Source organism: Microcella alkalica, assembly GCF_014595885.1.
Taxonomy (GTDB): Bacteria; Actinomycetota; Actinomycetes; order Actinomycetales; family Microbacteriaceae; genus Microcella; species Microcella alkaliphila_B.
Genome location: NZ_JABUKC010000002.1, coordinates 359727 through 380370, shown reverse-complemented (window position 1 = coordinate 380370; position 20644 = coordinate 359727). Strand labels below are relative to the sequence as shown.

General features: G+C 71.4%; 17 protein-coding genes. 6 read left to right on the top strand and 11 right to left on the bottom strand.

Annotated features, from left to right (window positions below; all coding sequences use genetic code 11):
* The first annotated feature begins 58 nt into the window (after positions 1-58).
* Positions 59-598, top strand: coding sequence for a dihydrofolate reductase family protein (locus tag ID804_RS06260; RefSeq protein ID WP_223158989.1), 540 nt, complete (start codon positions 59-61; stop codon positions 596-598).
* Here the strand turns inward: ID804_RS06260 and dxs are convergent.
* The 5 genes from dxs to dut form a co-directional block, all read right to left on the bottom strand.
* Positions 595-2565 (bottom strand): 1-deoxy-D-xylulose-5-phosphate synthase, encoded by a 1971-nt coding sequence (gene dxs, locus ID804_RS06255; RefSeq protein WP_169078161.1) that lies wholly within the window; start codon positions 2563-2565, stop codon positions 595-597. The two genes, ID804_RS06260 and dxs, sit on opposite strands and share 4 nt — an antisense overlap.
* Positions 2566-2739: 174 nt before the next feature.
* The gene (locus ID804_RS06250) at positions 2740-5553 is read right to left on the bottom strand and encodes an aconitate hydratase (protein ID WP_169078159.1); all 2814 of its coding nucleotides are present in this window, start codon (positions 5551-5553) and stop codon (positions 2740-2742) included.
* Between the two features lie 178 nt (positions 5554-5731).
* Positions 5732-6445, bottom strand: a complete 714-nt coding sequence (locus ID804_RS06245) for a DUF3159 domain-containing protein (protein WP_169078157.1) — start codon at positions 6443-6445, stop codon at positions 5732-5734.
* Positions 6442-7080: a DUF3710 domain-containing protein gene (locus ID804_RS06240; protein WP_169078155.1), complete on the bottom strand. Its 639-nt coding sequence runs from the start codon at positions 7078-7080 to the stop codon at positions 6442-6444. Before ID804_RS06240 ends, ID804_RS06245 begins: the two co-directional genes overlap by 4 nt.
* Positions 7077-7544 (bottom strand): dUTP diphosphatase, encoded by a 468-nt coding sequence (dut, locus tag ID804_RS06235; protein ID WP_169078152.1) that lies wholly within the window; start codon positions 7542-7544, stop codon positions 7077-7079. The genes ID804_RS06240 and dut overlap by 4 nt, the downstream gene beginning before the upstream one ends.
* Before the next feature lie 32 nt (positions 7545-7576).
* Between dut and ID804_RS06230 the strand changes: the two genes are divergently transcribed.
* Positions 7577-8032, top strand: a complete 456-nt coding sequence (locus tag ID804_RS06230; protein ID WP_169078150.1) for a DUF3093 domain-containing protein — start codon at positions 7577-7579, stop codon at positions 8030-8032.
* A gap of 62 nt (positions 8033-8094) precedes the next feature.
* Here ID804_RS06230 and ID804_RS06225 read toward each other — a convergent pair whose 3' ends face one another.
* Complete coding sequence (locus tag ID804_RS06225; protein ID WP_169078148.1) at positions 8095-8385, bottom strand: DUF4193 domain-containing protein; 291 nt, start codon at positions 8383-8385, stop codon at positions 8095-8097.
* A 207-nt stretch (positions 8386-8592) separates the two neighbouring features.
* Here ID804_RS06225 and sepH point away from each other — a divergent pair, with 207 nt between their 5' ends.
* Positions 8593-9717 (top strand): septation protein SepH, encoded by a 1125-nt coding sequence (sepH, locus tag ID804_RS06220; RefSeq protein ID WP_169078146.1) that lies wholly within the window; start codon positions 8593-8595, stop codon positions 9715-9717.
* A 22-nt stretch (positions 9718-9739) separates the two neighbouring features.
* Here the strand turns inward: sepH and ID804_RS06215 are convergent, their stop codons facing one another.
* The gene (locus tag ID804_RS06215) at positions 9740-10870 is read right to left on the bottom strand and encodes an alkaline phosphatase family protein (protein ID WP_223158988.1); all 1131 of its coding nucleotides are present in this window, start codon (positions 10868-10870) and stop codon (positions 9740-9742) included.
* A 12-nt stretch (positions 10871-10882) separates the two neighbouring features.
* Here ID804_RS06215 and ID804_RS06210 point away from each other — a divergent pair, with 12 nt between their 5' ends.
* Positions 10883-13351, top strand: coding sequence for a DNA gyrase/topoisomerase IV subunit A (locus tag ID804_RS06210; RefSeq protein ID WP_169078142.1), 2469 nt, complete (start codon positions 10883-10885; stop codon positions 13349-13351).
* Between the two features lie 51 nt (positions 13352-13402).
* Here ID804_RS06210 and ID804_RS06205 read toward each other — a convergent pair whose 3' ends face one another.
* Entirely contained in the window at positions 13403-15484 is a 2082-nt protein-coding gene (locus ID804_RS06205) for a DNA gyrase/topoisomerase IV subunit B (protein WP_169078140.1), read from the bottom strand.
* A 253-nt stretch (positions 15485-15737) separates the two neighbouring features.
* On the opposite strand from ID804_RS06205, the gene ID804_RS06200 reads away from it, so the two are divergent.
* Both ID804_RS06200 and ID804_RS06195 read left to right on the top strand, forming a co-directional pair.
* The gene (locus tag ID804_RS06200) at positions 15738-15959 is read left to right on the top strand and encodes a DUF7455 domain-containing protein (RefSeq protein ID WP_169078138.1); all 222 of its coding nucleotides are present in this window, start codon (positions 15738-15740) and stop codon (positions 15957-15959) included.
* Between the two features lie 9 nt (positions 15960-15968).
* Positions 15969-16985, top strand: a complete 1017-nt coding sequence (locus ID804_RS06195) for a sugar-transfer associated ATP-grasp domain-containing protein (RefSeq protein WP_169078136.1) — start codon at positions 15969-15971, stop codon at positions 16983-16985.
* A gap of 6 nt (positions 16986-16991) precedes the next feature.
* Here ID804_RS06195 and ID804_RS06190 read toward each other — a convergent pair whose 3' ends face one another.
* From ID804_RS06190 to ID804_RS06180, 3 genes are all read right to left on the bottom strand, one after another.
* Positions 16992-17693: a coenzyme F420-0:L-glutamate ligase gene (locus ID804_RS06190; RefSeq protein WP_169078134.1), complete on the bottom strand. Its 702-nt coding sequence runs from the start codon at positions 17691-17693 to the stop codon at positions 16992-16994.
* Positions 17694-17744: 51 nt separating this feature from the next.
* Positions 17745-19127, bottom strand: coding sequence for an RNA polymerase sigma factor (locus ID804_RS06185; protein ID WP_248276758.1), 1383 nt, complete (start codon positions 19125-19127; stop codon positions 17745-17747).
* Between the two features lie 160 nt (positions 19128-19287).
* The gene (locus tag ID804_RS06180; RefSeq protein ID WP_169078132.1) at positions 19288-20637 is read right to left on the bottom strand and encodes an MFS transporter; all 1350 of its coding nucleotides are present in this window, start codon (positions 20635-20637) and stop codon (positions 19288-19290) included.
* Between the last annotated feature and the right edge of the window lie 7 nt (positions 20638-20644).

Sequence of the window (20644 nt, the reverse complement as noted above, 5' to 3'; positions counted from 1 at the left end):
GTCGTCCGCGTCGCGTCCTGGACGTCGCGGTGTCGGTGCTGGCTCCTACCCTGTCGGGATGAGCAGCATGCAGTACTACGTCGCCCAGAGCCTCGACGGCTACATCGCCGATGACCGCGACGGTCTCGACTGGCTCCTCTCCTTCGGGTTCGAGGCGTTCCAGGCCTCCTACGACCGCTTCTTCGCAGGCGTCGGCGCGATCGTCATGGGTGCCGCGACCCTGCGCTTCCTGACCGCCTCGGGCGAGCCCTGGCCGTACCCAGATCTCCCCACATGGGTGCTGACGCACCGCCCGCTCCCCGTCATCGAGGGCGCCGACCTCCGGCCGGTCGCGGACGATCCGGCGCGCGTCGCGGCCGAGGCTCGCGCGGCGGCGGGCGACCGAGCGGTGTGGGTTGTCGGCGGCGGCGCGACGGCCGCGCAGTTCGCCGATCTCGGCGAGCTCGACGAGCTGCTCGTCACGGTCATGCCCGTCACCCTGGGGCGCGGCGCGAGGCTGCTGCCGACGACGGGCGGGCCGCTCGCGTGGCGCCTCGAGGGTTCGACAGTCTTCGAGAACGGCGCGGTCGAGCTGCGCTACTCGCGCGCCACCGACTAGTCCCGCTCGCCGCGCAGCTCTCCCGACGAGGTGCTGTCGCTCGCGCGCTCGAGCACGGCGTCGTCGGGCAGGGGCCGCGCGACCGGGATGCGCGTGCCGAGCACCTGCGCGACGAGGTCGCGGGCGATCGCCTGCGGCGTGAGACCCACCGAGTCGAGGATCTCGTCGCGGCTGGCGTGATCGAGGAACTCGTCCGGCAGACCGAGCTCGTCGACGGCGGTATCGACCCCCGCGGCGCGCAGCTCCTGACGGATGCGCGTGCCGATGCCACCGACGCGGATGCCGTCCTCGATCGAGACGACGATGCGGTGCTCGCGGGCGAGCTCGATGATGCTGCCCGCGACCGGCACGACCCAGCGCGGGTCGATGACGGTCGCGCCAATACCCTGCGCCGCGAGGCGATCGGCGACCTCGAGGCCGATCTTCGCCATCGGCCCGACCGTCACGATGAGGACGTCCTTGTGGGGAGCCTCGCGCAGCACGTCGACGCCGTCGTCGGTGCGGCGCACGGCGTCGAACTCGGTGCCGACCGAGCCCTTGGAGAAGCGCAGCACGGTCGGAGCATCCTGCACGGCGACGGCCTCGGCGAGCTCCTCGCGCAGACGCGTGGCATCGCGGGGCGCTGCGAGGCGGATATCCGGCACGACCTGCAGGATCGCGAGATCCCAGATGCCGTGGTGGCTCGGCCCGTCGGGGCCCGTGACCCCGGCGCGGTCGAGCACGAAGGTGACGCCGGCGCGGTGCAGCGCGACATCCATGAGCACCTGATCGAAGGCGCGGTTGATGAAGGTCGCGTAGACCGCGACGACCGGGTGCAGGCCGCCGAAGGCGAGACCCGCCGCCGAGGCGACCGCGTGCTGCTCGGCGATGCCGACGTCGAGCACACGGCCGGGGTGCTTCTCGGCGAGCTTGTGCAGGCCGGTCGGTCGCAGCATAGCGGCGGTGATGCCGACGATGCGCTCGTCGCGGTCGGCGAGGGTCACAAGCTCCTCGGCGAAGACGCTCGTCCAGGACGGGCGGGTGGCGACCTCCATCGATTCCCCCGTCTCCGGGTCGATCTGCCCGACGGCGTGGAACTGGTCGGCGACGTCGGCGAGGGCGGGCTCGTAGCCCTTGCCCTTCTGGGTGATCGCGTGCACGATGACGGGCGCGCCGTACTCCTTGGCCTGACGCAGCGCGCGCTCCATCGCCCGGATGTCGTGGCCGTCGACCGGCCCGACGTACTTGATGTCGAGGTTCGAGTAGAGCGCCTCGTTGTTGGTGAAACGCGAGAGGAAGCCGTGCAGGCCGCCGCGCACGCCGCGGTAGAAGGCGCGGCCGGGGGCACCGAAGTGGGCGAAGAAGCTCTCGCTCGAGCGACGGAAGCGCCGGTAGCCGCGACGCGTGCGGACGTCGGAGAGGAAGCGCGCCATGCCGCCGATCGTCGGAGCGTAGGAGCGGCCGTTGTCGTTGACGACGATCACGAGGTTGCGCGAGTTGTCGTCGCTGATGTTGTTCAGCGCCTCCCAGGTCATGCCGCCCGTGAGGGCACCGTCGCCGACGACCGCGACGACGTGGCGGTCGCTCTGACCCGTCATCTCGAACGCCCTCGAGATGCCGTCCGCCCAGCTCAGCGAACTCGAGGCGTGCGAGCTCTCAACGATGTCGTGCTCCGACTCCGAACGCTGCGGGTAGCCGGCGAGCCCGCCCTTCTGGCGCAGTCGCGAGAAGTCCTGACGACCGGTCAGCAGCTTGTGCACGTACGACTGGTGCCCCGTGTCCCAGACGACGGCGTCGCGGGGCGAGTCGAAGACGCGGTGGATGGCGATCGTGGTCTCGACCACGCCGAGGTTCGGCCCAAGGTGGCCGCCCGTCTTGGACACCTCGGCGACGAGGAACCGGCGGATCTCGTCGGCGAGCTCGACGAGCTCCGGCTCGCTCAGTCGATCGAGATCGCGCGGGCCGTGGATCGTCTCGAGCAGTGCCATCCCAGCACTCTACGCGAGCGGCACCCGGTGCGGCCTGGTGCCGTGCCGCCCGCTGACTGAGCGTTCGCCGAACCTTGTTCGAACGTCAGCCGACCGCGAGCGCCGCCCGTGGCGGGCGCGAAACGGGCCCGGCTCCCCGAGGGGAGACCGGGCCCGAGACGGCCTGCGCGATGCCTAGACGAGGCTGCGCAGCACGTACTGCAGGATGCCGCCGTTGCGGTAGTAGTCGGCCTCACCGGGGGTGTCGATGCGCACCACGGCGTCGAACTCGACCGTCTGCTTCCCGGCGGGCGAGTGCTCGCTCGGCTCCGCGGTGACGCGCACCGTCTTCGGCGTGCGACCCTCGTTGAGCTCGGTGATGCCCGAGATCGTCACGAACTCGGTGCCATCCAGCCCCAGGCTCTCGGCCGACTGCCCGGCCGGGAACTGCAGCGGCACGACGCCCATGCCGATGAGGTTCGAGCGGTGGATGCGCTCGAAGCTCTCCGCGATCACCGCGCGCACTCCCAGCAGGCTCGTGCCCTTGGCCGCCCAGTCGCGGCTCGAGCCCGAGCCGTACTCCTTGCCGGCGAAGATCACGAGCGGGATGCCCGCCTCCTGGTAGCGCTGGCTCGCGTCGTAGATGAACGACTGCGGGCCCTCGGCCTGCGTGAAGTCGCGCGTGAAGCCGCCCTCGACGCCGTCGAGCAGCTGGTTCTTCAGGCGGATGTTCGCGAAGGTGCCGCGGATCATCACCTCGTGGTTGCCGCGACGCGAGCCGTAGGAGTTGAAGTCCTTCCGGTCGACGCCGTGCTCGGTGAGGTACTGGCCCGCGGGCGAGTCCGCCTTGATCGAGCCGGCCGGGCTGATGTGGTCGGTCGTGACCGAGTCGCCGAGCTTCGCGAGCACGCGAGCACCCGCGATGTCGGTGACCGGCGAGGTCTCGAGCGTCATGCCGTCGAAGTACGGGGGCTTCCGCACGTAGGTCGACGTGGCGTCCCACTCGAACGTCGCCCCGGCGGGCGTGGGCAGCGAGCGCCAGCGCTCGTCGCCCTCGAAGACCGAGGAGTACTGAGCGTCGAACATGCCAGTGTCGATCGACGAGTCGATCGTGGCCTGCACCTCAGCCGCGTCGGGCCAGATGTCGCGGAGGAAGACCTCGTTGCCCTCGCTGTCGGTGCCCAGGGCATCCTTCTCGAAATCGAAGTTCATCGAGCCGGCCAGGGCGTACGCGATCACGAGCGGCGGGCTCGCGAGGTAGTTCATCTTCACGTCGGGGTTGATGCGGCCCTCGAAGTTGCGGTTGCCCGAGAGCACGGCGGTCACGGCGAGGTCGTTCTGGGCGATCGCGGCCGAGATCTCGTCCGCGAGCGGGCCCGAGTTGCCGATGCAGGTCGTGCAGCCGTAGCCGACGGTGTAGAAGCCGAGCGCCTCGAGGTCATCGGTGAGGCCGGCCTTTTCGTAGTAGTCGGTGACGACCTTCGAGCCGGGCGCGAGCGTGGTCTTGACCCAGGGCTTGGCCTTCAGCCCCTTCTTCACGGCGTTCCGCGCGAGTAGGCCGGCGGCGAGCATGACCGAGGGGTTGGAGGTGTTCGTGCAGGAGGTGATCGCCGCGATCGTGACCGCGCCGTGGTCGATCGTGAACTCGGTGCCGTCGACCGTGACGTCGATCGGCGCGGAGGCCGTCGACGGCGCGTGCGAGCGGTGGCGGTGCGAGAGGGCGTGTGCCGACTCCTCGTCCTGCGGGGTGAGGCCGACCGGGTCGGAGGCGGGGAAGGTGGCCTCGACGGCGGCGTCAACCTTGGAGTGGTCGTGGCTCGTGTAGTCGACCAGGGCCTGCTCGAAGGCGCTCTTGGCCGAGGTGAGCTCGATGCGGTCCTGCGGGCGACGGGGGCCGGCGATCGAGGGGACGACGGTGGAGAGGTCGAGCTCCATGTACTCGCTGAAGACCGGCTCGACGCTCGGGTCGTGCCAGAGGCTCTGCAGCTTCGAGTAGGCCTCGACGAGCGCGACCTGCTGCTCGCTGCGGCCGGTGAGGCGCAGGTAGTCGAGCGTCACGTCGTCGATGGGGAACATCGCGGCGGTCGAGCCGAACTCCGGGCTCATGTTGCCGATCGTCGCGCGGTTGGCGAGCGGCACGGATGCGACGCCCTCGCCGTAGAACTCGACGAACTTGCCCACGACGCCGTGCTTGCGCAGCATGTCGGTGATCGTCAGCACGACGTCAGTCGCGGTGACGCCGGTCGGGATCGAGCCGGAGAGCTTGAAGCCCACGACCTTCGGGATGAGCATCGACACGGGCTGGCCGAGCATCGCGGCCTCGGCCTCGATGCCGCCGACGCCCCAGCCGAGCACGCCGAGGCCGTTGACCATCGTCGTGTGCGAATCGGTGCCGACGCAGGTGTCGGGGTAGGCGCGCAGCACGCCGTCGACCGTGCGGGTGTAGGTGACCTTGGCGAGGTGCTCGATGTTGACCTGGTGCACGATGCCGGTGCCGGGCGGCACGACCTTGAAGTCGTCGAAGGCGGTCTGGCCCCAGCGCAGGAACTGGTAGCGCTCGCCGTTGCGCTCGTACTCGATCTCGACGTTGCGCTCGAGGGCGTCGGGCGAGCCGAAGAGGTCGGCGATCACCGAGTGGTCGATCACGAGCTCGGCCGGAGCGAGCGGGTTGATCTTATTCGGGTCGCCGCCGAGGGCTGCCACGGCCTCGCGCATGGTCGCGAGGTCGACGATGCAGGGCACGCCGGTGAAGTCCTGCATGACCACGCGGGCGGGCGTGAACTGGATCTCGGTGTCGGGTTCGGCCTCGGGCTGCCATGCGCCGAGCGCGCGGATCTGGTCGGCCGTGACGTTGGCGCCGTCCTCCGTGCGGAGCAGGTTCTCCAGCAGCACCTTGAGGCTGAACGGCAGCTTCTCGTAGCCGGCAACCTTGTCGATGCGGAAGACCTGGTACTGCTCGTCACCGACCGTCAAGGTGTCGATGGCATCGAAACTGTTCACTGCGGACACTTCGCCGTCTCCTCTGCAACTCGCCGGGCGCATCCCCCGCTTCACGCGTCGGTCAGCCTACTCGGCCGCGGTGATCGCGGCTCGGGCCGACCAGGCTCGACGACCGGGCGGGAAGCCGCCGATTTATCTTGACGTCGAGATACTTCATGCTAGCACCGCAGGCCGCGGTGCGGTCGCGTCAGTCGGCGCGTCGCGCGTACACGGCGCGCACCATGAGCCAGGTCACCCAGAGCACGGCCGCGTAGAGCGGCACGCCCATGACGAGCTTCGTCGCCGCGAGGGCCGCCGCCTGCTCCGCGAGGTAGAGCGGCACCTGCACGCCGAGGCGCAGCGCGAACATGCCGATCCAGAGCCAGGTCGTGACCGTGAGCACCGTGCGCTTCGCGGGATCGGCGCGCCACTCCCGGTCGCCGGTCAGCAGGCCCGCGATGACGCCGACGAGCGGGCGCCGCACGAACAGGCTCACCAGCAGCGCCACGAGCCACACCGCGTTGATCACGAAGCCGAGCAGGAAGTTCTCCTCCGCACGACCGGTCGCGAGGGCGAGCCCCGCGGAGAGCGCGATGCCGACCAGGCCCACCACGGCCGGCATCACCGGAGAGCGCGTCACGGCACGGATCACGACGAACAGCACCGCGACACCCGCGGGCACGAGCACGGAGGGAGCGACCTCCTGCGTGACCGTGAAGACGATGAGGAAGAGGAACCCGGGCAGGAGCGACTCGATGAGGCCGCGAACACCGCCCACCGCGGCCCACAGCGCGTGGGCGGTGGGCCGCTCCCCCGGCTGGACGAGACCGAAGCCCGAACGACGCGCGGCGTCGGCGAGGGAGGCGCGCAGCTGCTCGCGGTCGTCCGTGGGCGGCGTCTCGGCCGGGCCGCGCTCGGTCATACCGCGGTGCTGGGCGGCACGGCGGCGGGGCCACCCGGGGCGGCGCCGGCCGGCACGTGCAGCGGGATGAGGTCGCGCGGCGGCATCGGCGTCGAGCCGCGCACCACGACGATGCTGCGGAAGACCTCGTCGATCTGCTCGGCGGCGGCCGCGTCGACCGCCCCCTGCCCGGCGACGACGCCGCGCAGGAACCATCGAGGGCCGTCGACGCCGATGAAGCGCGCGATGCGGGTCGAGCCGCCGTCGCCGCCGACGACGGGGATGCGGGCGACGACCTCCGGCCCGAAGACGCCCTCGCGCTCGGTGGTCTCACCGCCCTGCTTCTGGATCTGCTCGACGATCTGCGCTCGCACCTCGTGCCACAGGCCGCTCGAGCGCGGGGCGGCGAAGGGCTGCACCTGCAGGGTCGAGCCCGCGTAGTCGATGCCGACCGCGATGACGCGCTTGGAGCCCTCCTCGACCTCGAGCCGCAGCTGCAGGTCGGGGCGAGGCACGATCTTCACGCCGCCGAGGTCGACGTACGGGCGGACCGCGTTCGCCTCGCTCTCGTCGAGCGGGCCGGCGGTCGCACGGTCGGCTGGCGCGGACTTCGCGTCGTCGGGCAGCTGCCCCTCGGTCGTGATCGGATCGCTCACGCGGTGACTCCTTCGGTGGTGGCGGTCGCTCCACGGTAGCCCGTCGAGCCGAAGCCCCCCTCGCCGCGATGCGAGCCGGGCAGCGACTCGACCGGCACGAAACGGGCGCGGACAACGGGCTGGATGACGAGCTGCGCGATGCGATCGCCGGGGGCGACTTCGAACGCCCGCTCGCGGTCGGTGTTGAGAAGCGTCACGCGGATCTCTCCGCGGTAGCCGGCGTCCACGGTGCCCGGCGCGTTGACGATCGTTATGCCGTGGCGCGCGGCGAGGCCGCTGCGCGGCATGACGAAGGCGACGAAGCCGTCGGGAAGGGCGATGGCCGTGCCCGTGCCGATCGTTGCGCGCTCCCCGGGACCGAGCGTCACGGCCTCCGCGGCGACGAGGTCGGCGCCGGCGTCACCGGGGTGCGCGTAGACCGGCAGGTGCGCACCGGTGATGAGCACGTCAGCGGTATCGGGCACGCGTCGAGGCTAGTGCATGGTCGAATGGAGCCATGCCGAGCTATCGCGAGCGCCTCTGGCCCGCCGCCTGGATGTACGTCGTCATCGCCCTCATCGTTCCGGCGACCCTGCTCGTCTTTGCGCCGATCAGCATCGAGGCCGGCATCGCGACCTCGATCGTGCTCGTCGCGGGCAGCGTGGCGGTGCTCCTGGTCACCGCCCCGACGATCGAGGTCGTCGAGGGCGAGCTGCGCGCCGGCCGAGCGCGCATCCCGCTCGCGCTCGTGGGCGCGGCGGTCGTCGCGCGGCGCGAGGAGGCGCGGCACGAGCGGGGGCCGGGCCTCGACGCGCGCGCGCACCTGCTGCTGCGCGGCTGGGTCGACCCGGTCGCGCGCATCCCCGTCCTCGACGCCGACGATCCGACGCCGTACTGGCTGCTCTCGACGCGGCGCCCCGAGGAGCTGGCTGCCGCGATCGCGGCGGCGCGACCGGTGGCCGAGGCTCCTTAAGAGCGGAACCGCCGCATCCGGGTGATCGGATGCGGCGGGAGCCGACGAACGGAGGACGCGATCTAGGCGGCGCACTCCCGGCAGACGGGGCCGAGCTTCTCCTCGTGATCGAGCTGCGAGCGGTGCTTCACGAGGAAGCAGCTGACACAGGTGAACTCGTCGGCCTGCGGCGGGAGCACGACGACGTCGAGGTCGAGGTCGGCGAGGTCCTGGCCGGCGAGCTCGAAGCCGGGGTTGTCAGCGTCATCGACGTCGACGACACCCGACATCTTGTCGGGAACGCGCTCCTGCAGAGCCTGGATCGAGTCTGTGTCCTCGTCCGTCTTGCGGGGGGCGTCGTAGTCGGTAGCCATGCTGCTCGTTTCGTCGGGAATGGTGCCTCGGGGCCGCGCTCGGCGGCGATAGTTTGCAGGACAAGCGCCATGAACGCAAACCACCCTGTTCGTGCCGATCGGCGGGTGCTGAGCCGTCAACTCGCGACCCGCCCGCGCTATTCCCGGGCGCCGGCGCATCCGCGTGGAACACTGTGGCCACCGGTTGCGAATCGAGAGGGCCAGGTCATGGACGAACTCACCGTCATCGGCGCCGAGAACGGCGCCCTGATCGTGGTCTCCGAGGACGGGCTCCGCTACCGCGTGCCCATCACGGAGGCCCTGCACACGGCGCTGCGCCAGAACCGGCCGGCGGCGCCGGTCGCGCACCGCGTGAGCCCGCGCGAGATCCAGGCGATGATCCGCGCCGGGCGGTCCGCCGCGGAGGTCGTCGCCGACACGGGCGAATCGCTGGAGTACGTGCAGCGCTTCGAGGGGCCGGTGATCGCCGAGCGCGAGTACGTCGTCACCGCGGCGCGCAGCGTGCCCGTGGCCGTCGCCGCCGACACCGGCAGCGGCGTCGCCTCGCACACCTTCGGCGGCGTCATCGACTCGCGCCTGAGCGAGCTCAGCGCGACCGACGTCACGTGGGCGAGCTGGAAGACGGACCTGCACTGGATCGTCACGGTGTCGTTCCTCGACGCGGGGGTCGAGCGCGAGGCCCGGTGGACCTTCGACCCGAAGAAGTCGACGCTCATCCCCTCCAACCACGAGGCGCAGTCGCTCTCGCAGCAAGGCGAGGCGCCGCCGACGCTCATCCCCCGCCTGCGCGCCGTGCCACTCGACGCGAGCGAGGAGCGCACGCGCTTCGACAGCGGCGCCTTCCTGCTCGACGACCACGCCGCCGACGACGCCCCGGTGGGGCCGCTCTCGGCCGTCTCCGCGCCGTCGGCCAGCGTGCCGAGCGCCCCGCTCGCTCCCGCCGCGCTTCCCCATCACCGCATGGGCGTGCGCACGGCCGGTGACGACGCCGACACGGCCGACATCAGCCAGACCGCCGACCTGCTCGAAGCACTGCGACGTCGGCGCGGTGAGCGCGAGGCCGCTCCCCGTGACGACCTGGAGGCGGCGAAGGCCGCGCACCCCTCGACCGGCAGCATCCGCATCGTCGACATCCCCCTCGACCTCGGCACGGCCTCGGCTGGCGAGCCCGAGGAGGCCCTCGACACGGCCGCTCCCGCTCCGCTCAGCGCGGCCAGCACCTCCGCCGCGAGCGACGGAGCCCCGGCCAAGGCGTCACGTCGCGGTCGCGCGGCGATGCCGAGCTGGGATGAGATCGTCTTCGGCGCGCGACCGGACGACGACCCGGCCTGACCGACACCGAGCGGCAGCCGCGTCAGCGCGCGGCGGCTCCCCATCGCGCGAGCGGGATGCGCGTCTCCTCCTGCGCGAACGACCCGTGCTGCCCGACCATCGCCAGCGAGCGCGGCGTCGCCGAGCGCTCGTCGTAGTAGGCGACGCGCGAGCGAGCGGCCACGAGCACGTCACCGATTCGCGGGAGCACGGCCGGTGCGACCTCGCCGAACCAGTCGGCGGCGATCGCCTCCTCGCGCGACACCACCCAGGCTCGCCGAGCCTCCGCTTCGCGCCAGCGGGCCAGCACCGAGTCGAGGTCGGCCTCGGGCTCGAGCGCGAGCTGCAGGCAGCGCGGCTCGCCGGCGACGTGGCGCACGCCGTCCCAGAGCGGGCTGCTCGCCTCGATGAGCAGCCGCGAGCGCTCGGGCACGTCGAGCATGCCGTGGTCGGCCGTCAGGAGCACGCCAGCGTCGTCGGGCAGTCGTCGCCCGAGCGGCTCGAGGGCGGCGTCGAGCTCCTCGAGCCGCTCGAGCCAGGCCGCCGACTCGCTGCCGTGCGCGTGCCCCGCCTGATCGAGCTCGGGGATGTAGCAGTACACGAGCGACCGGCCGGGTGCGCGCAGCAGCTCGACGGTCAGTCGTACGCGCTCGGCGATCGAGCCCTCGGCGATGAACCGCGCCCCGCGCAGCACGGCGTCGGTGAAGCCGGTGTCGCGGTACCGCTCCGCGCCCACGACGACCGCGTCGACATCGGATGCCGTGGCCGCCTCGAACACCGTGCCGTGCGGCTGCCAGGTCTCGGGCCGCATGCCCGCATCCCACCCCGTCAGCAGCTTGACGACGCGGTCCCCCTCCGGATCGACCGCGGTGTAACCGACGAGCCCGTGCTGCCCGGGCGGCAGCCCGGTCGTGAGCGTGGCGAGCGCGGCGGCGGTCGTGGTCGGGAAGCCCGCGTCGATCGCGCCGCGCTTGCCCGCGATCGCGGCCAGGAGGCGGCGGGCGTGGCCCGACCGCGCGCGGAGGGCGGACATCCCCAGGCCGTCGACGAGGATGACCGCGGCGCTGCGCATCGGGGGCAGCTCGAGGGCGTTCCCCTCGCCTCGCAGCGCCGCGAGCGACCCGATCAACACGTGCCCGAGTGACGGGGCGTCGCGTCGGGGCGCCGGTAGCATGGGCGCCATCCTATGACTCCCCCTCCTGCACCCCGATCGCCCCAGCCCGAGCTCGACAGCACCCCCGGCGAACGCATCGACGACGTCGATCTCGCCGATGAGATGCAGGGGTCGTTCCTGGAGTACGCGTACTCCGTCATCTACTCGCGCGCCCTGCCCGACGCGCGCGACGGCCTGAAGCCCGTGCAGCGCCGCATCCTCTACATGATGAGCGAGATGGGCCTGCGCCCCGATCGCGGACACGTGAAGTCGGCGCGCGTCGTCGGCGAGGTCATGGGCAAGCTGCACCCGCACGGCGACGGCGCCATCTACGACGCGCTCGTGCGCCTCGCCCAGGAGTTCACGCTGCGCGTGCCGCTCGTCGACGGGCACGGCAACTTCGGCTCGCTCGACGACGGCCCGGCCGCCTCCCGCTACACGGAGGCGCGCATGCGAGCGGCGGCGCTCGCGATGGTGGAGGACCTCGACGAGGACGTCGTCGACTTCATCCCGAATTACGACAACCAGCTGCAGCAGCCCTCGGTGCTGCCGGCGGCCTTCCCGAACCTGCTCGTGAACGGGGCGAGCGGCATCGCGGTCGGCATGGCCACCAACATGGCGCCGCACAACCTCATCGAGGTCGCGGGCGCCGCTCGGCACCTCATCGAGAACCCCGGCGCCACGCTCGAGGAGCTCATGGCCTACGTGCCGGGCCCCGACCTGCCGACCGGCGGCACGATCATCGGCCTCGACGGCATCAAGGAGGCCTACGCGACCGGCCGGGGCTCGTTCAAGACGCGGGCGAAGGTCTCGATCGAGCCGATCACCGCCCGCAAGACCGGCCTCGTCGTCACCGAGCTGCCCTACCTCGTCGGCCCCGAAAAGGTCATCGAGAAGATCAAGGACGGCGTGCAGTCGAAGAAGCTCGCCGGCATCAGCGACGTCACCGACCTCACCGATCGCAAGAACGGCCTGCGCCTCGTCATCGGCATCAAGACGGGGTTCAGCCCCGAGGCGGTGCTCGAGCAGCTCTACCGCTACACGCCCCTGGAGGACGGCTTCTCGATCAACGCCGTCGCGCTCGTCGAGGGCCGCCCGCAGACGCTCGGGCTCCGTGAGCTGCTGCAGGTCTACGTCGATCACCGCATCGAGGTCGTGACGCGCCGCAGCCGCTATCGGCTCGCGCGCCGGCAGGAGCGCCTGCACCTGGTCGAGGGCCTCCTCATCGCGATCCTCGACATCGACGAGGTCATTCAGGTCATCCGCTCCTCCGACGACGCCGATGCCGCGCGCACCCGCCTCATGGAGGTCTTCGATCTCAGCCAGCTGCAGAGCGAGTACATCCTCGAGCTGCGCCTGCGCCGGCTGACCAAGTTCAGCCGTCTCGAGCTCGAGACCGAGCGCGACCAGCTGCTCGCCGACATCGCGGCGCTCGAGGCACTCCTGGCCGACCCCGCGCGCGTGCGCACGGTCGTCGCCGACGAGCTCGACGCCGTCGCCGAGCGTTTCGGCACGCCGCGCCGCACGCTGCTCACCGAGGCGAACCCCTCGATCGCGGCGCCTCGCGGGCGGGGTGCCGCTGCCCCCGTGCTCGAGATCGCCGACACGCCCTGCCGCATCCTGCTGTCGACGACCGGTCGCGCCGTGCGCGTCGACCTCTCGACGGATGCCCCGCTCCTGCCCCCCGCGCGCCGCAGCAAGCACGACGCCGTGCTCTCGGCCGTCGACGGCACGACCCGCGGCGAGCTCGCGGCGATCACCTCTCGCGGCCGGTTCGTGCGGTTCACGCCGGTCGGCCTGCCGGGCGTGCCGGCGAACTCGCTGCAGCTCGGCGCGGGCGCGAAGCTGCGCGACTACATCGGGCTCACCGACGCGAAGGAGCGCATCGTCGCGATCGTCGACCCCTCCTCCCCCGCACCGCTCGCCCTCGGCACGCGGGACGGCGTTGTCAAGCGCGTCGCGCCGGGCGGCTGGCCGGCGCGGCCCGACGGCGAGGTCATCGCGCTCAAGGCGGGCGACGAGGTGGTCGGTGCGGCGCCGGCGGAGGACGACCGCGAGCTCGTCTTCGTGACCTCCGACGCGCAGCTGCTGCACTTCGGCGCCGACCAGGTTCGCCCGCAGGGACTGCCGGCGGGCGGCATGGCGGGCATCAAGCTCGGCGCGGGCGCCCGCGTGCTGTTCTTCGGAGTCGTCGACCCCGCCAGCGCGGAGGTCGTCACGGTCAGCGGCTCCTCCGCCACGATCGCCGGCACCGACCCTGGCCGCGCGAAGGTCTCGTCCTTCTCGGAGTTCCCTGGCAAGGGGCGCGCGACGGGCGGCGTGCGCGCGCACGCCTTCCTCAAGGGCGAGGATGCCCTGCAGCTGGCGTGGGTCGGCACCGAGCCCCTCGCGGTCGGCGCCGACGGCTCGGCGCGCTCGCTGCCGGCGGGCGGGGCGAAGCGCGACGGCTCGGGCACGGCGCTCGACGCCGTGATCGGGTCGGTCGGCGCCCGCCTGAGCTAGGCGCCGTCGCTCGAGCAGCGGCCACGGGCATCCGCGCGGTCGCGCCGTGACTCAGACGTCGATGCGGTCGCGGTCGAGGCCCTGCCCGGCGATGATGAAGTCCTTGCGCGGGGCGACGTCGTTGCCCATGAGCAGCTCGAACACGTTGGAGGCCATCTCCGCGTCGCTCACGCGCACCCGGCGCAGCGTGCGGTGCTGGCGGCTCATGGTCGTGTCGGCGAGCTGGTCAGCGTCCATCTCGCCGAGGCCCTTGTAGCGCTGGATCGGATCCTGGTAGCGCTTGCCCGCCTTCTTGAGCGACGCGAGCACGCCCTGCAGCTCGGCCTCGCTGTACGTGTAGATCGTTTCGTTGGGCTTGCTGCCGGGGTTGACGACGACCACCCGGTGCAGCGGCGGCACGGCGGCGAAGACCCGGCCCTCGTCGATCATCGGCCGCATGTAGCGGAAGAACAGCGTCAGCAGCAGCGTGCGGATGTGCGCGCCGTCGACGTCAGCGTCGCTCATGATGATGACCTTGCCGTAGCGGGCCTGCTCGAGGTCGAAGCTTCGGCCGGAGCCGGCGCCGATCACCTGGATGATCGACGCGCACTCGGCGTTGCCGAGCATGTCGGCCACAGATGCCTTCTGCACGTTGAGGATCTTGCCGCGGATCGGCAGCAGCGCCTGGAACTCGCTGTCGCGCGCGAGCTTCGCGGTGCCGAGGGCGCTGTCGCCCTCGACGATGAACAGCTCGCTGCTGGCGACGTCGTTCGAGCGGCAGTCAACGAGCTTCGCCGGCAGCGAGGACGACTCCAGCGCGTTCTTGCGCCGCTGGGTCTCCTTGTGGGCGCGCGCCGAGATGCGGCTCTTCATCTCGGCGACCACCTTGTCCAGCAGCAGCGCGGTCTGCGCCTTGTCGTCGCGCTTGGTCGACGCGAAGCGCTCCTTGAGCGCCGCGCTCACGACGTTCGCCACGATCGACCGCGCGGCCGGGGTGCCGAGCACCTCCTTCGTCTGACCCTCGAACTGCGGTTCGGGCAGGCGCACGGTCAGCACGGCGGTGAGGCCGGCGAGCACGTCGTCCTTCTCGAGCTTGTCGCTGCCGGCCTTGAGCCGGCGCGCGTTCTTCTCGACCTCGGCGCGCAGCGTCTTCAGCAGCCCCTGCTCGAAGCCCGCCTGGTGCGTGCCGCCCTTCGGCGTGGCGATGATGTTGACGAAGCTGCGGAAGACCGTGTCGTAGCCCGTCCCCCAGCGCAGCGCGAGGTCGACGACGCACTCGCGCTCGAGCTCGGTCGGCACCATGTGACCATTGGGCTGCAGCACCGGCACGGTCTCGGTGAAGGTGCCGGTGCCCTGGATGCGCCACACGTCGGTCACCCCCGCGTCAGGCGCGAGGAAGGTGGCGAACTCGCTGATGCCACCGTCGTAGCGGAAGGACTCGGTGACCGGCTCGTCGCCGCGCTCGTCGGTGATCGAGAGCGCCAGGCCGGGCACCAGGAAGGCGGTCTGCCGCGCTCGGCCGACCAGGTCATCCGTCTGGAAGGCCGCACCGCGCGAGAAGATCTGGGTGTCGGCCCAGTAGCGGATCCGCGTGCCCGTGACACCCTTGGCGACCTTGCCGACGACGCGCAGCTCGCTGTTCTTGATGAACGGCGTGAAAGGAGCGTCGGGCCGAGGGCCCTCCGGCCCATCGGCGAACACGCCGGGCTCGCCCCGGTGGAACGACATCGCCCACGTCTTCCCGTCGCGGTCGACCTCGACGTCGAGGCGCTCGGAGAGCGCGTTGACGACGGAGGCGCCGACGCCGTGCAGACCGCCCGAGGCGGCGTACGAGCCCGAGCCGAACTTGCCGCCCGCGTGCAGCTTCGTGAAGACCACCTCGACGCCCGAGAGCCCGGTCTTCGGCTCGATGTCGACGGGGATGCCGCGCGCGCGGTCGCGCACCTCGACGCTGCCGTCGCGATGCAGCAGCACCTCGATCGTGTCGCCGTGCCCGCCGAGCGCCTCGTCGACCGAGTTGTCGATGATCTCCCACAGGCAGTGCATGAGACCGCGCGAGTCGGTCGAGCCGATGTACATGCCCGGCCGCTTGCGCACGGCCTCGAGGCCCTCGAGCACGGAGAGATGGTGGGCGGTGTAGTCGGACTGGGCCACGGGTGAGCGCCTCGCGAGGGTCGTGAAGGGGGATGCTGCGGCTCGCTCGGCGACGAGCCTCCGACAGCCTAGACCGGCCGGCGATCGCGGCTCACCAGGCGCGCCAGCCTCCAGCGCCCTCGCCGTCGCGGCGTTCGCCGCGGCCTACGCGTTCAGCGAAATGGCAGGCCCGTGGCACCGATCCACGGGCGGCGTGTGTTCGAATAGAGGCACAGAAGGTGCCACGACGAACCGCGAGAGGGAGGGACCCGTCATGACCCAGCTCACCACCGAGAACCCCGAGGTCGTCGTCGCCAAGCCGCTCACGGCGGCCGATCGCTGCGACAGCTGCGGCGCTCAGGCCTACGTGCGCGTGACGCTCGCCACGGGCGAGCTGCTGTTCTGCGCGCACCACGCCTCGCGCTTCAAGGAGAAGCTCAGCGCGGCGGCGCTCGCCTGGCACGACGAGACCGACCGTCTCACGGCCGAGGCCTAGACCGCAGGCGTGGGGCTCGGCCTCAGCCGGCGCGTCCGGTACCTGATCGCGCGCGCCCGGGCGCTCGACACGGAGAACCTCACCCGCCTGGCCGGGAGGATCGCCGACTCGAGCGGGCGGGCGAAGCCGGTCATCCTGGCCGACATGCTGTGGTCGTCGGTGCGGCACGAGACCGGCTTCCAGGACTACTACGACTGGGACTTCCACACGCTCAGCCGTCGTGAGCGGCGCACGTTCATGACGCACCCGAAGTCGAACCACCTGGCGCAGAAGCTCAACGCCGTCGAGCACCGGCCGACCTTCGCCGACAAGTCGCGCTTCAACGAGCGCTTCGCGGCGTACCTCGGCCGGGAATGGCTCGACCTGCGGACGGCCACGGCGGAGGAGCTCTCGAGCTTCCTCGCGCGGCACGACCGTGTGATGGCGAAGGTGGCCGACAGCCTCGGCGGCGACGGCATCCAGGCCTTCGCCTCGGCGGACATCCGCGACCAGGAGGCCTGGCGGGCCGAACGTCTCGCCGCCCGGCAGGTCCTGCTCGAGGAGTTCCTCACGCAGCACCCCGTGATGGCGTCGCTCAATCCCTCGAGCGTCAACACGCTGCGCATCATCAGCTACCTCGACCCCAGCGGTCGCGTGCACGTGCTCGCCCGCACGCTGAAGATGGGCAACGGCGGCGACGTCGACAACTTCAGCGACGGCGGCATGTACACGATGCTCGACGAGCACGGCGTCGCCGAGCATCCGGCCTTCGACGGCGACGGCCGCGTCTTCTCGGTGCACCCGCTCTCGGGCACCTCGATCGTCAGGTTCCAGGTGCCGCTGTGGAGCGAGGTCGGCGAGCTCGTCGACGCGCTCGCGCGCGAGGTGCCGCAGATCCCGTATGTGGGGTGGGACATCGCAATCACCCCCGACGGCCCCGCGGTCATCGAGGGCAACTACAACACCGGCGTCTTCCAGCTCAAGCCGAGCGTGACCGGCGTGCGGGAGGGCCTGCTGCCGGTCTATCGGCGCGCGATCGGGTTCTGAGCGACGTCAGGAGACCGGTCGGATGACGCCGAGCGGCGTCGACTGGTGGCCCTGCCCGAGCGGGTTGTCACCGAGGATGCGCGCGAGCTTCGCGTGGCCGGCCTTGGGCAGCGTCGCCCCGAGGATGTTGCCGCCGAAGTCGTTGATGTCGACGATCGCGACGTCCGCGATGTCGCCGAGCGCCGCCTTGAGCTCGGCGGCGACCCCGTCGGGGTTCTCCGGCACGAGCACGACCTGCGTGTTGTACGGCGGGATGGTGTTGTGCGTCGGCCCGTCGATGCCGCGCGCCTTCGGCCCGGCGATGCGGTAGAAGTCGCCCTTGCGTCCGATCGCCTTCGAGACCGCCGCGACGGCCGACGCGAGCAGGATGCGCGGGGTGCCGACCTCCCGCAGCGCCATCTCCATCGTCTCGGGCATGCCGAGACCGATGCCGTGCGAGGTCTTCGTGACGTACTTCGACAGGAAGGTCGCGAGTGGCCGCGCCTGGATGTCACCGACCGGGTACGAGCGGCCCTGCGTGATCGCGACGATCTTCTCGGTCACGAAGAGCACGTCGCCGGGCTGCACCACGGGGGCCGCGTATCGGGTGACGACCTCGACGATGTCCTCCCCCGCGACGACGACGTGCGTCTTGATGGGGATGCGCTGCCAGCGCTGCCCGTCGATCTCGACCTCGAGCGCCTTGCCCTCGTTCGCCTGAGCCGTCATGGTCTCCTCCTCGTCGCGTTCGCTCGTCACCGTAGCCGGTCGGCGAGTGGCCTACTCGAGGTAGTCCCGAAGCGCCTGCGAGCGCGAGGGGTGGCGGAGCTTCGCCATCGTCTTCGACTCGATCTGACGGATCCGCTCACGCGTCACACCGAAGGTGTCGCCGATCTGATCCAGGGTCTTCGGCATGCCGTCGCCGAGGCCGAAGCGCATCCGGATGACGCCGGCCTCGCGCTCGGAGAGCGAGTCGAGCAGGCTCTCGAGCTGCTTCTGCAGCATCGTGAAGCCCACGGCGTCGGCCGGGACGACGGCCTCGGTGTCCTCGATGAGGTCGCCGAACTCGCTGTCGCCGTCCTCACCGAGAGGCGTGTGCAGCGAGATCGGCTCGCGGCCGTACTTCTGCACCTCGATGACCTTCTCGGGGGTCATGTCGAGCTCGCGCGAGAGCTCCTCGGGCGTGGGCTCGCGCCCCAGATCCTGCAGCATCTGCCGCTGCACGCGCGCGAGCTTGTTGATGACCTCGACCATGTGCACCGGGATGCGGATCGTGCGCGCCTGGTCGGCCATGGCACGCGTGATCGCCTGCCGGATCCACCACGTGGCGTAGGTGGAGAACTTGAAGCCCTTCGTGTAGTCGAACTTCTCGACCGCGCGGATCAGACCGAGGTTGCCCTCCTGAATGAGATCCAGGAACTGCATGCCGCGGCCGGTGTAGCGCTTGGCGAGCGAGACCACGAGGCGAAGGTTCGCACCGAGCAGATGGTTCTTCGCCCGCTGGCCATCCTTCGCGACCCAGGCGAGCTCGCGCCCGAGCTGTGTGCGCTTCTCCTTGTCGCTCATCTGGCCCAGCTTCTCCTCCGCGAAGAGGCCGGCCTCGATGCGCATCGCGAGCTCGACCTCCTCCACGGCGTTCAGCAGCGGGACCTTGCCGATCTGCTTGAGGTAGTCCTTGACCGGGTCAGCCGTGGCGCCCGTGATGGTCGTCGAGTAGACGGGAACCTCGTCGTCGTCGGACATGGAGAGCACGATCGCGCCGGTCGGGAGAGCCTCGGCGGACTTCTCCGCCTCGGTGCCCTCCTCGGTCTCGTCGCCGTCGGCCTCCTCGGCGTCATCGCCGGGCTCCGCCGGCTCCTCCGCGGCCTCGTCGCTCGCGTCGTCGGCGACCGCGTCGCTCTCGTCGAGCTCGGCCGGCTCGTCGATCTCGACCTCGTCGTCGTCGCCCTCGGCCGAGGGCTTCGCGGCGGCCTTGGCCGTCGGCTTCTTGGCCGCGGTGGACTTCTTGGCGGCCGTGCGCTTCGCCGGAGCCTTCGTGGCGGGCGCGCTCGCGACCTCCGCCTCGGGCGTCGTGTCGAGGGCCGCCTCGTCGGTGGCGTCGGCGCTCTTCTTCGTCGAGCGCTTCGACGCGGTCGGGGTGGCGGTCGTCGATCGGGTGGCCATGCGAGCCCTCATTTCCGTTCTCCGGGCAGTACAACGACCCATGTCAAGTCGCGATTCCCGCTCGAGCTCGAAGAGCCTGGCGAGGTTCGCGACCGACCGGGTCGTGAGGGTCAAGTATCGCACATCCTGGGCGGCGCCCCGTGCGCGTGAGCGCCGAGCGTCAGCCGTCCGCGGGCGCCCGGCCCCGGGTTGTGCGCGCCGCCCGCCGTGCCGCGCGGGCGCGGGCGATGGCGACCCACAGCGGACCGACCGCGATCCCCTCCTCCTCCTGCAGTCGGCGGCGCGCCCGGCTGCGGGCGACGAGCAGCCCGACCACGGCACCGGCGACGACCGGATACTGCAGCGCGAAGGCGACCCGGAACGACTCCCAGGCGTAGAGCGAGGCCGGGTCGGGGCTCGCGCTCACGGCGTCGAGCCCGAGGCCGACGACGAGCAGCAGCACGACCGCCGTCGCGAAGCCGCCCACGTTCACGAATCCCGACGCCGCGCCCTGACTCGCCGGCGGGTTGAAGGTGCGCGCGAAGTCGAAGCCGATGAGGCCGCCGGGGCCGCCGACGGCGAGCGCGACGAGCAGGGCGATCACCGCGGCGAGCGGGGGTCGCCCTGGCCAGAGCAGGACGACCGCCCACGCCGCGCCGGTGAGGCCGACGATCGACAGCACGACGTTCGAGCGCCGGTACGGGAACCGGGCGGAGAGCACGCCGATGATCGGACCGAGTGCGGCACCCGCGATCACGACGATGCTGAGCAGCGCCGATGCCGCCGCGGGACCGTAGCCGAGGCCCACGGAGAGCGCCGGGAACCCCCACAGCATGACGACCATCGTCGCGCTCGCCTGGCTCGCGGCGTGCGCCCAGAAGCCGAGACGAGTGCCCGGCAGGCGCAGGCTCGCGCCGAGTTGCCTGAGCGCGACCGCGAGCGATGCGGCCCGGGCTCGCTCGTGCCCGGCAGGAGCATCCTGCACCCCCAGCGCGACGGCGCACACGACGACCACCGACACGGCCGCGAGGCCGGCGAAGACCGTCGGCCATCCGAGCTCCCGCAGCGCGAACGACAGCGGGAGTGCCGACAGCAGCTGGCCGGTCTGCCCGAGCGTGCCGACCCACTGCGAGAGCACCGGCAGTCGGCGTGGCGAGAACCACGCGCCGAGGAGGCGCAGCACCGAGATGAAGGTCATGGCGTCGCCGGCTCCGACGAGGATGCGCCCGATGACGGCGACGCCGAGGTCGGGCGCGAACGCGAGCACCACCTGGCCCGCCGCCATGACGGTGGCGCCCGTCGCGATGAGCGCGCGCGGCCCGAAGCGATCGACGAGCACCCCGACGGGGATCTGCAGCGCCGCATACACCACGAGCTGGAGCACGGCCAGGGACGACAGCGCGGTGGCGTCGACGGCGAAGCGCTCGGTGGCCATGACGCCCGCGACGCTCAAGGAGGTGCGCTGCAGCACCGCGACGATGTAGGCCGAGCCGGCGATCGCGAGCACGATGACGGCTCGGCGAGAATCCACGCGCTCA

Coding starts and splice junctions, on each gene's coding strand:
- ID804_RS06260 (WP_223158989.1), top strand. CDS start 59: ATGAGCAGCATGCAGTACTACGTCGCCCAGAGCCTCGACGGCTACATC.
- dxs (WP_169078161.1), bottom strand. CDS start 2,565: ATGGCACTGCTCGAGACGATCCACGGCCCGCGCGATCTCGATCGACTG.
- ID804_RS06245 (WP_169078157.1), bottom strand. CDS start 6,445: ATGACCGAGCGCGGCCCGGCCGAGACGCCGCCCACGGACGACCGCGAG.
- ID804_RS06230 (WP_169078150.1), top strand. CDS start 7,577: ATGCCGAGCTATCGCGAGCGCCTCTGGCCCGCCGCCTGGATGTACGTC.
- ID804_RS06225 (WP_169078148.1), bottom strand. CDS start 8,385: ATGGCTACCGACTACGACGCCCCCCGCAAGACGGACGAGGACACAGAC.
- sepH (WP_169078146.1), top strand. CDS start 8,593: ATGGACGAACTCACCGTCATCGGCGCCGAGAACGGCGCCCTGATCGTG.
- ID804_RS06215 (WP_223158988.1), bottom strand. CDS start 10,870: ATGCTACCGGCGCCCCGACGCGACGCCCCGTCACTCGGGCACGTGTTG.
- ID804_RS06210 (WP_169078142.1), top strand. CDS start 10,883: ATGACTCCCCCTCCTGCACCCCGATCGCCCCAGCCCGAGCTCGACAGC.
- ID804_RS06200 (WP_169078138.1), top strand. CDS start 15,738: ATGACCCAGCTCACCACCGAGAACCCCGAGGTCGTCGTCGCCAAGCCG.
- ID804_RS06190 (WP_169078134.1), bottom strand. CDS start 17,693: ATGACGGCTCAGGCGAACGAGGGCAAGGCGCTCGAGGTCGAGATCGAC.
- ID804_RS06185 (WP_248276758.1), bottom strand. CDS start 19,127: ATGGCCACCCGATCGACGACCGCCACCCCGACCGCGTCGAAGCGCTCG.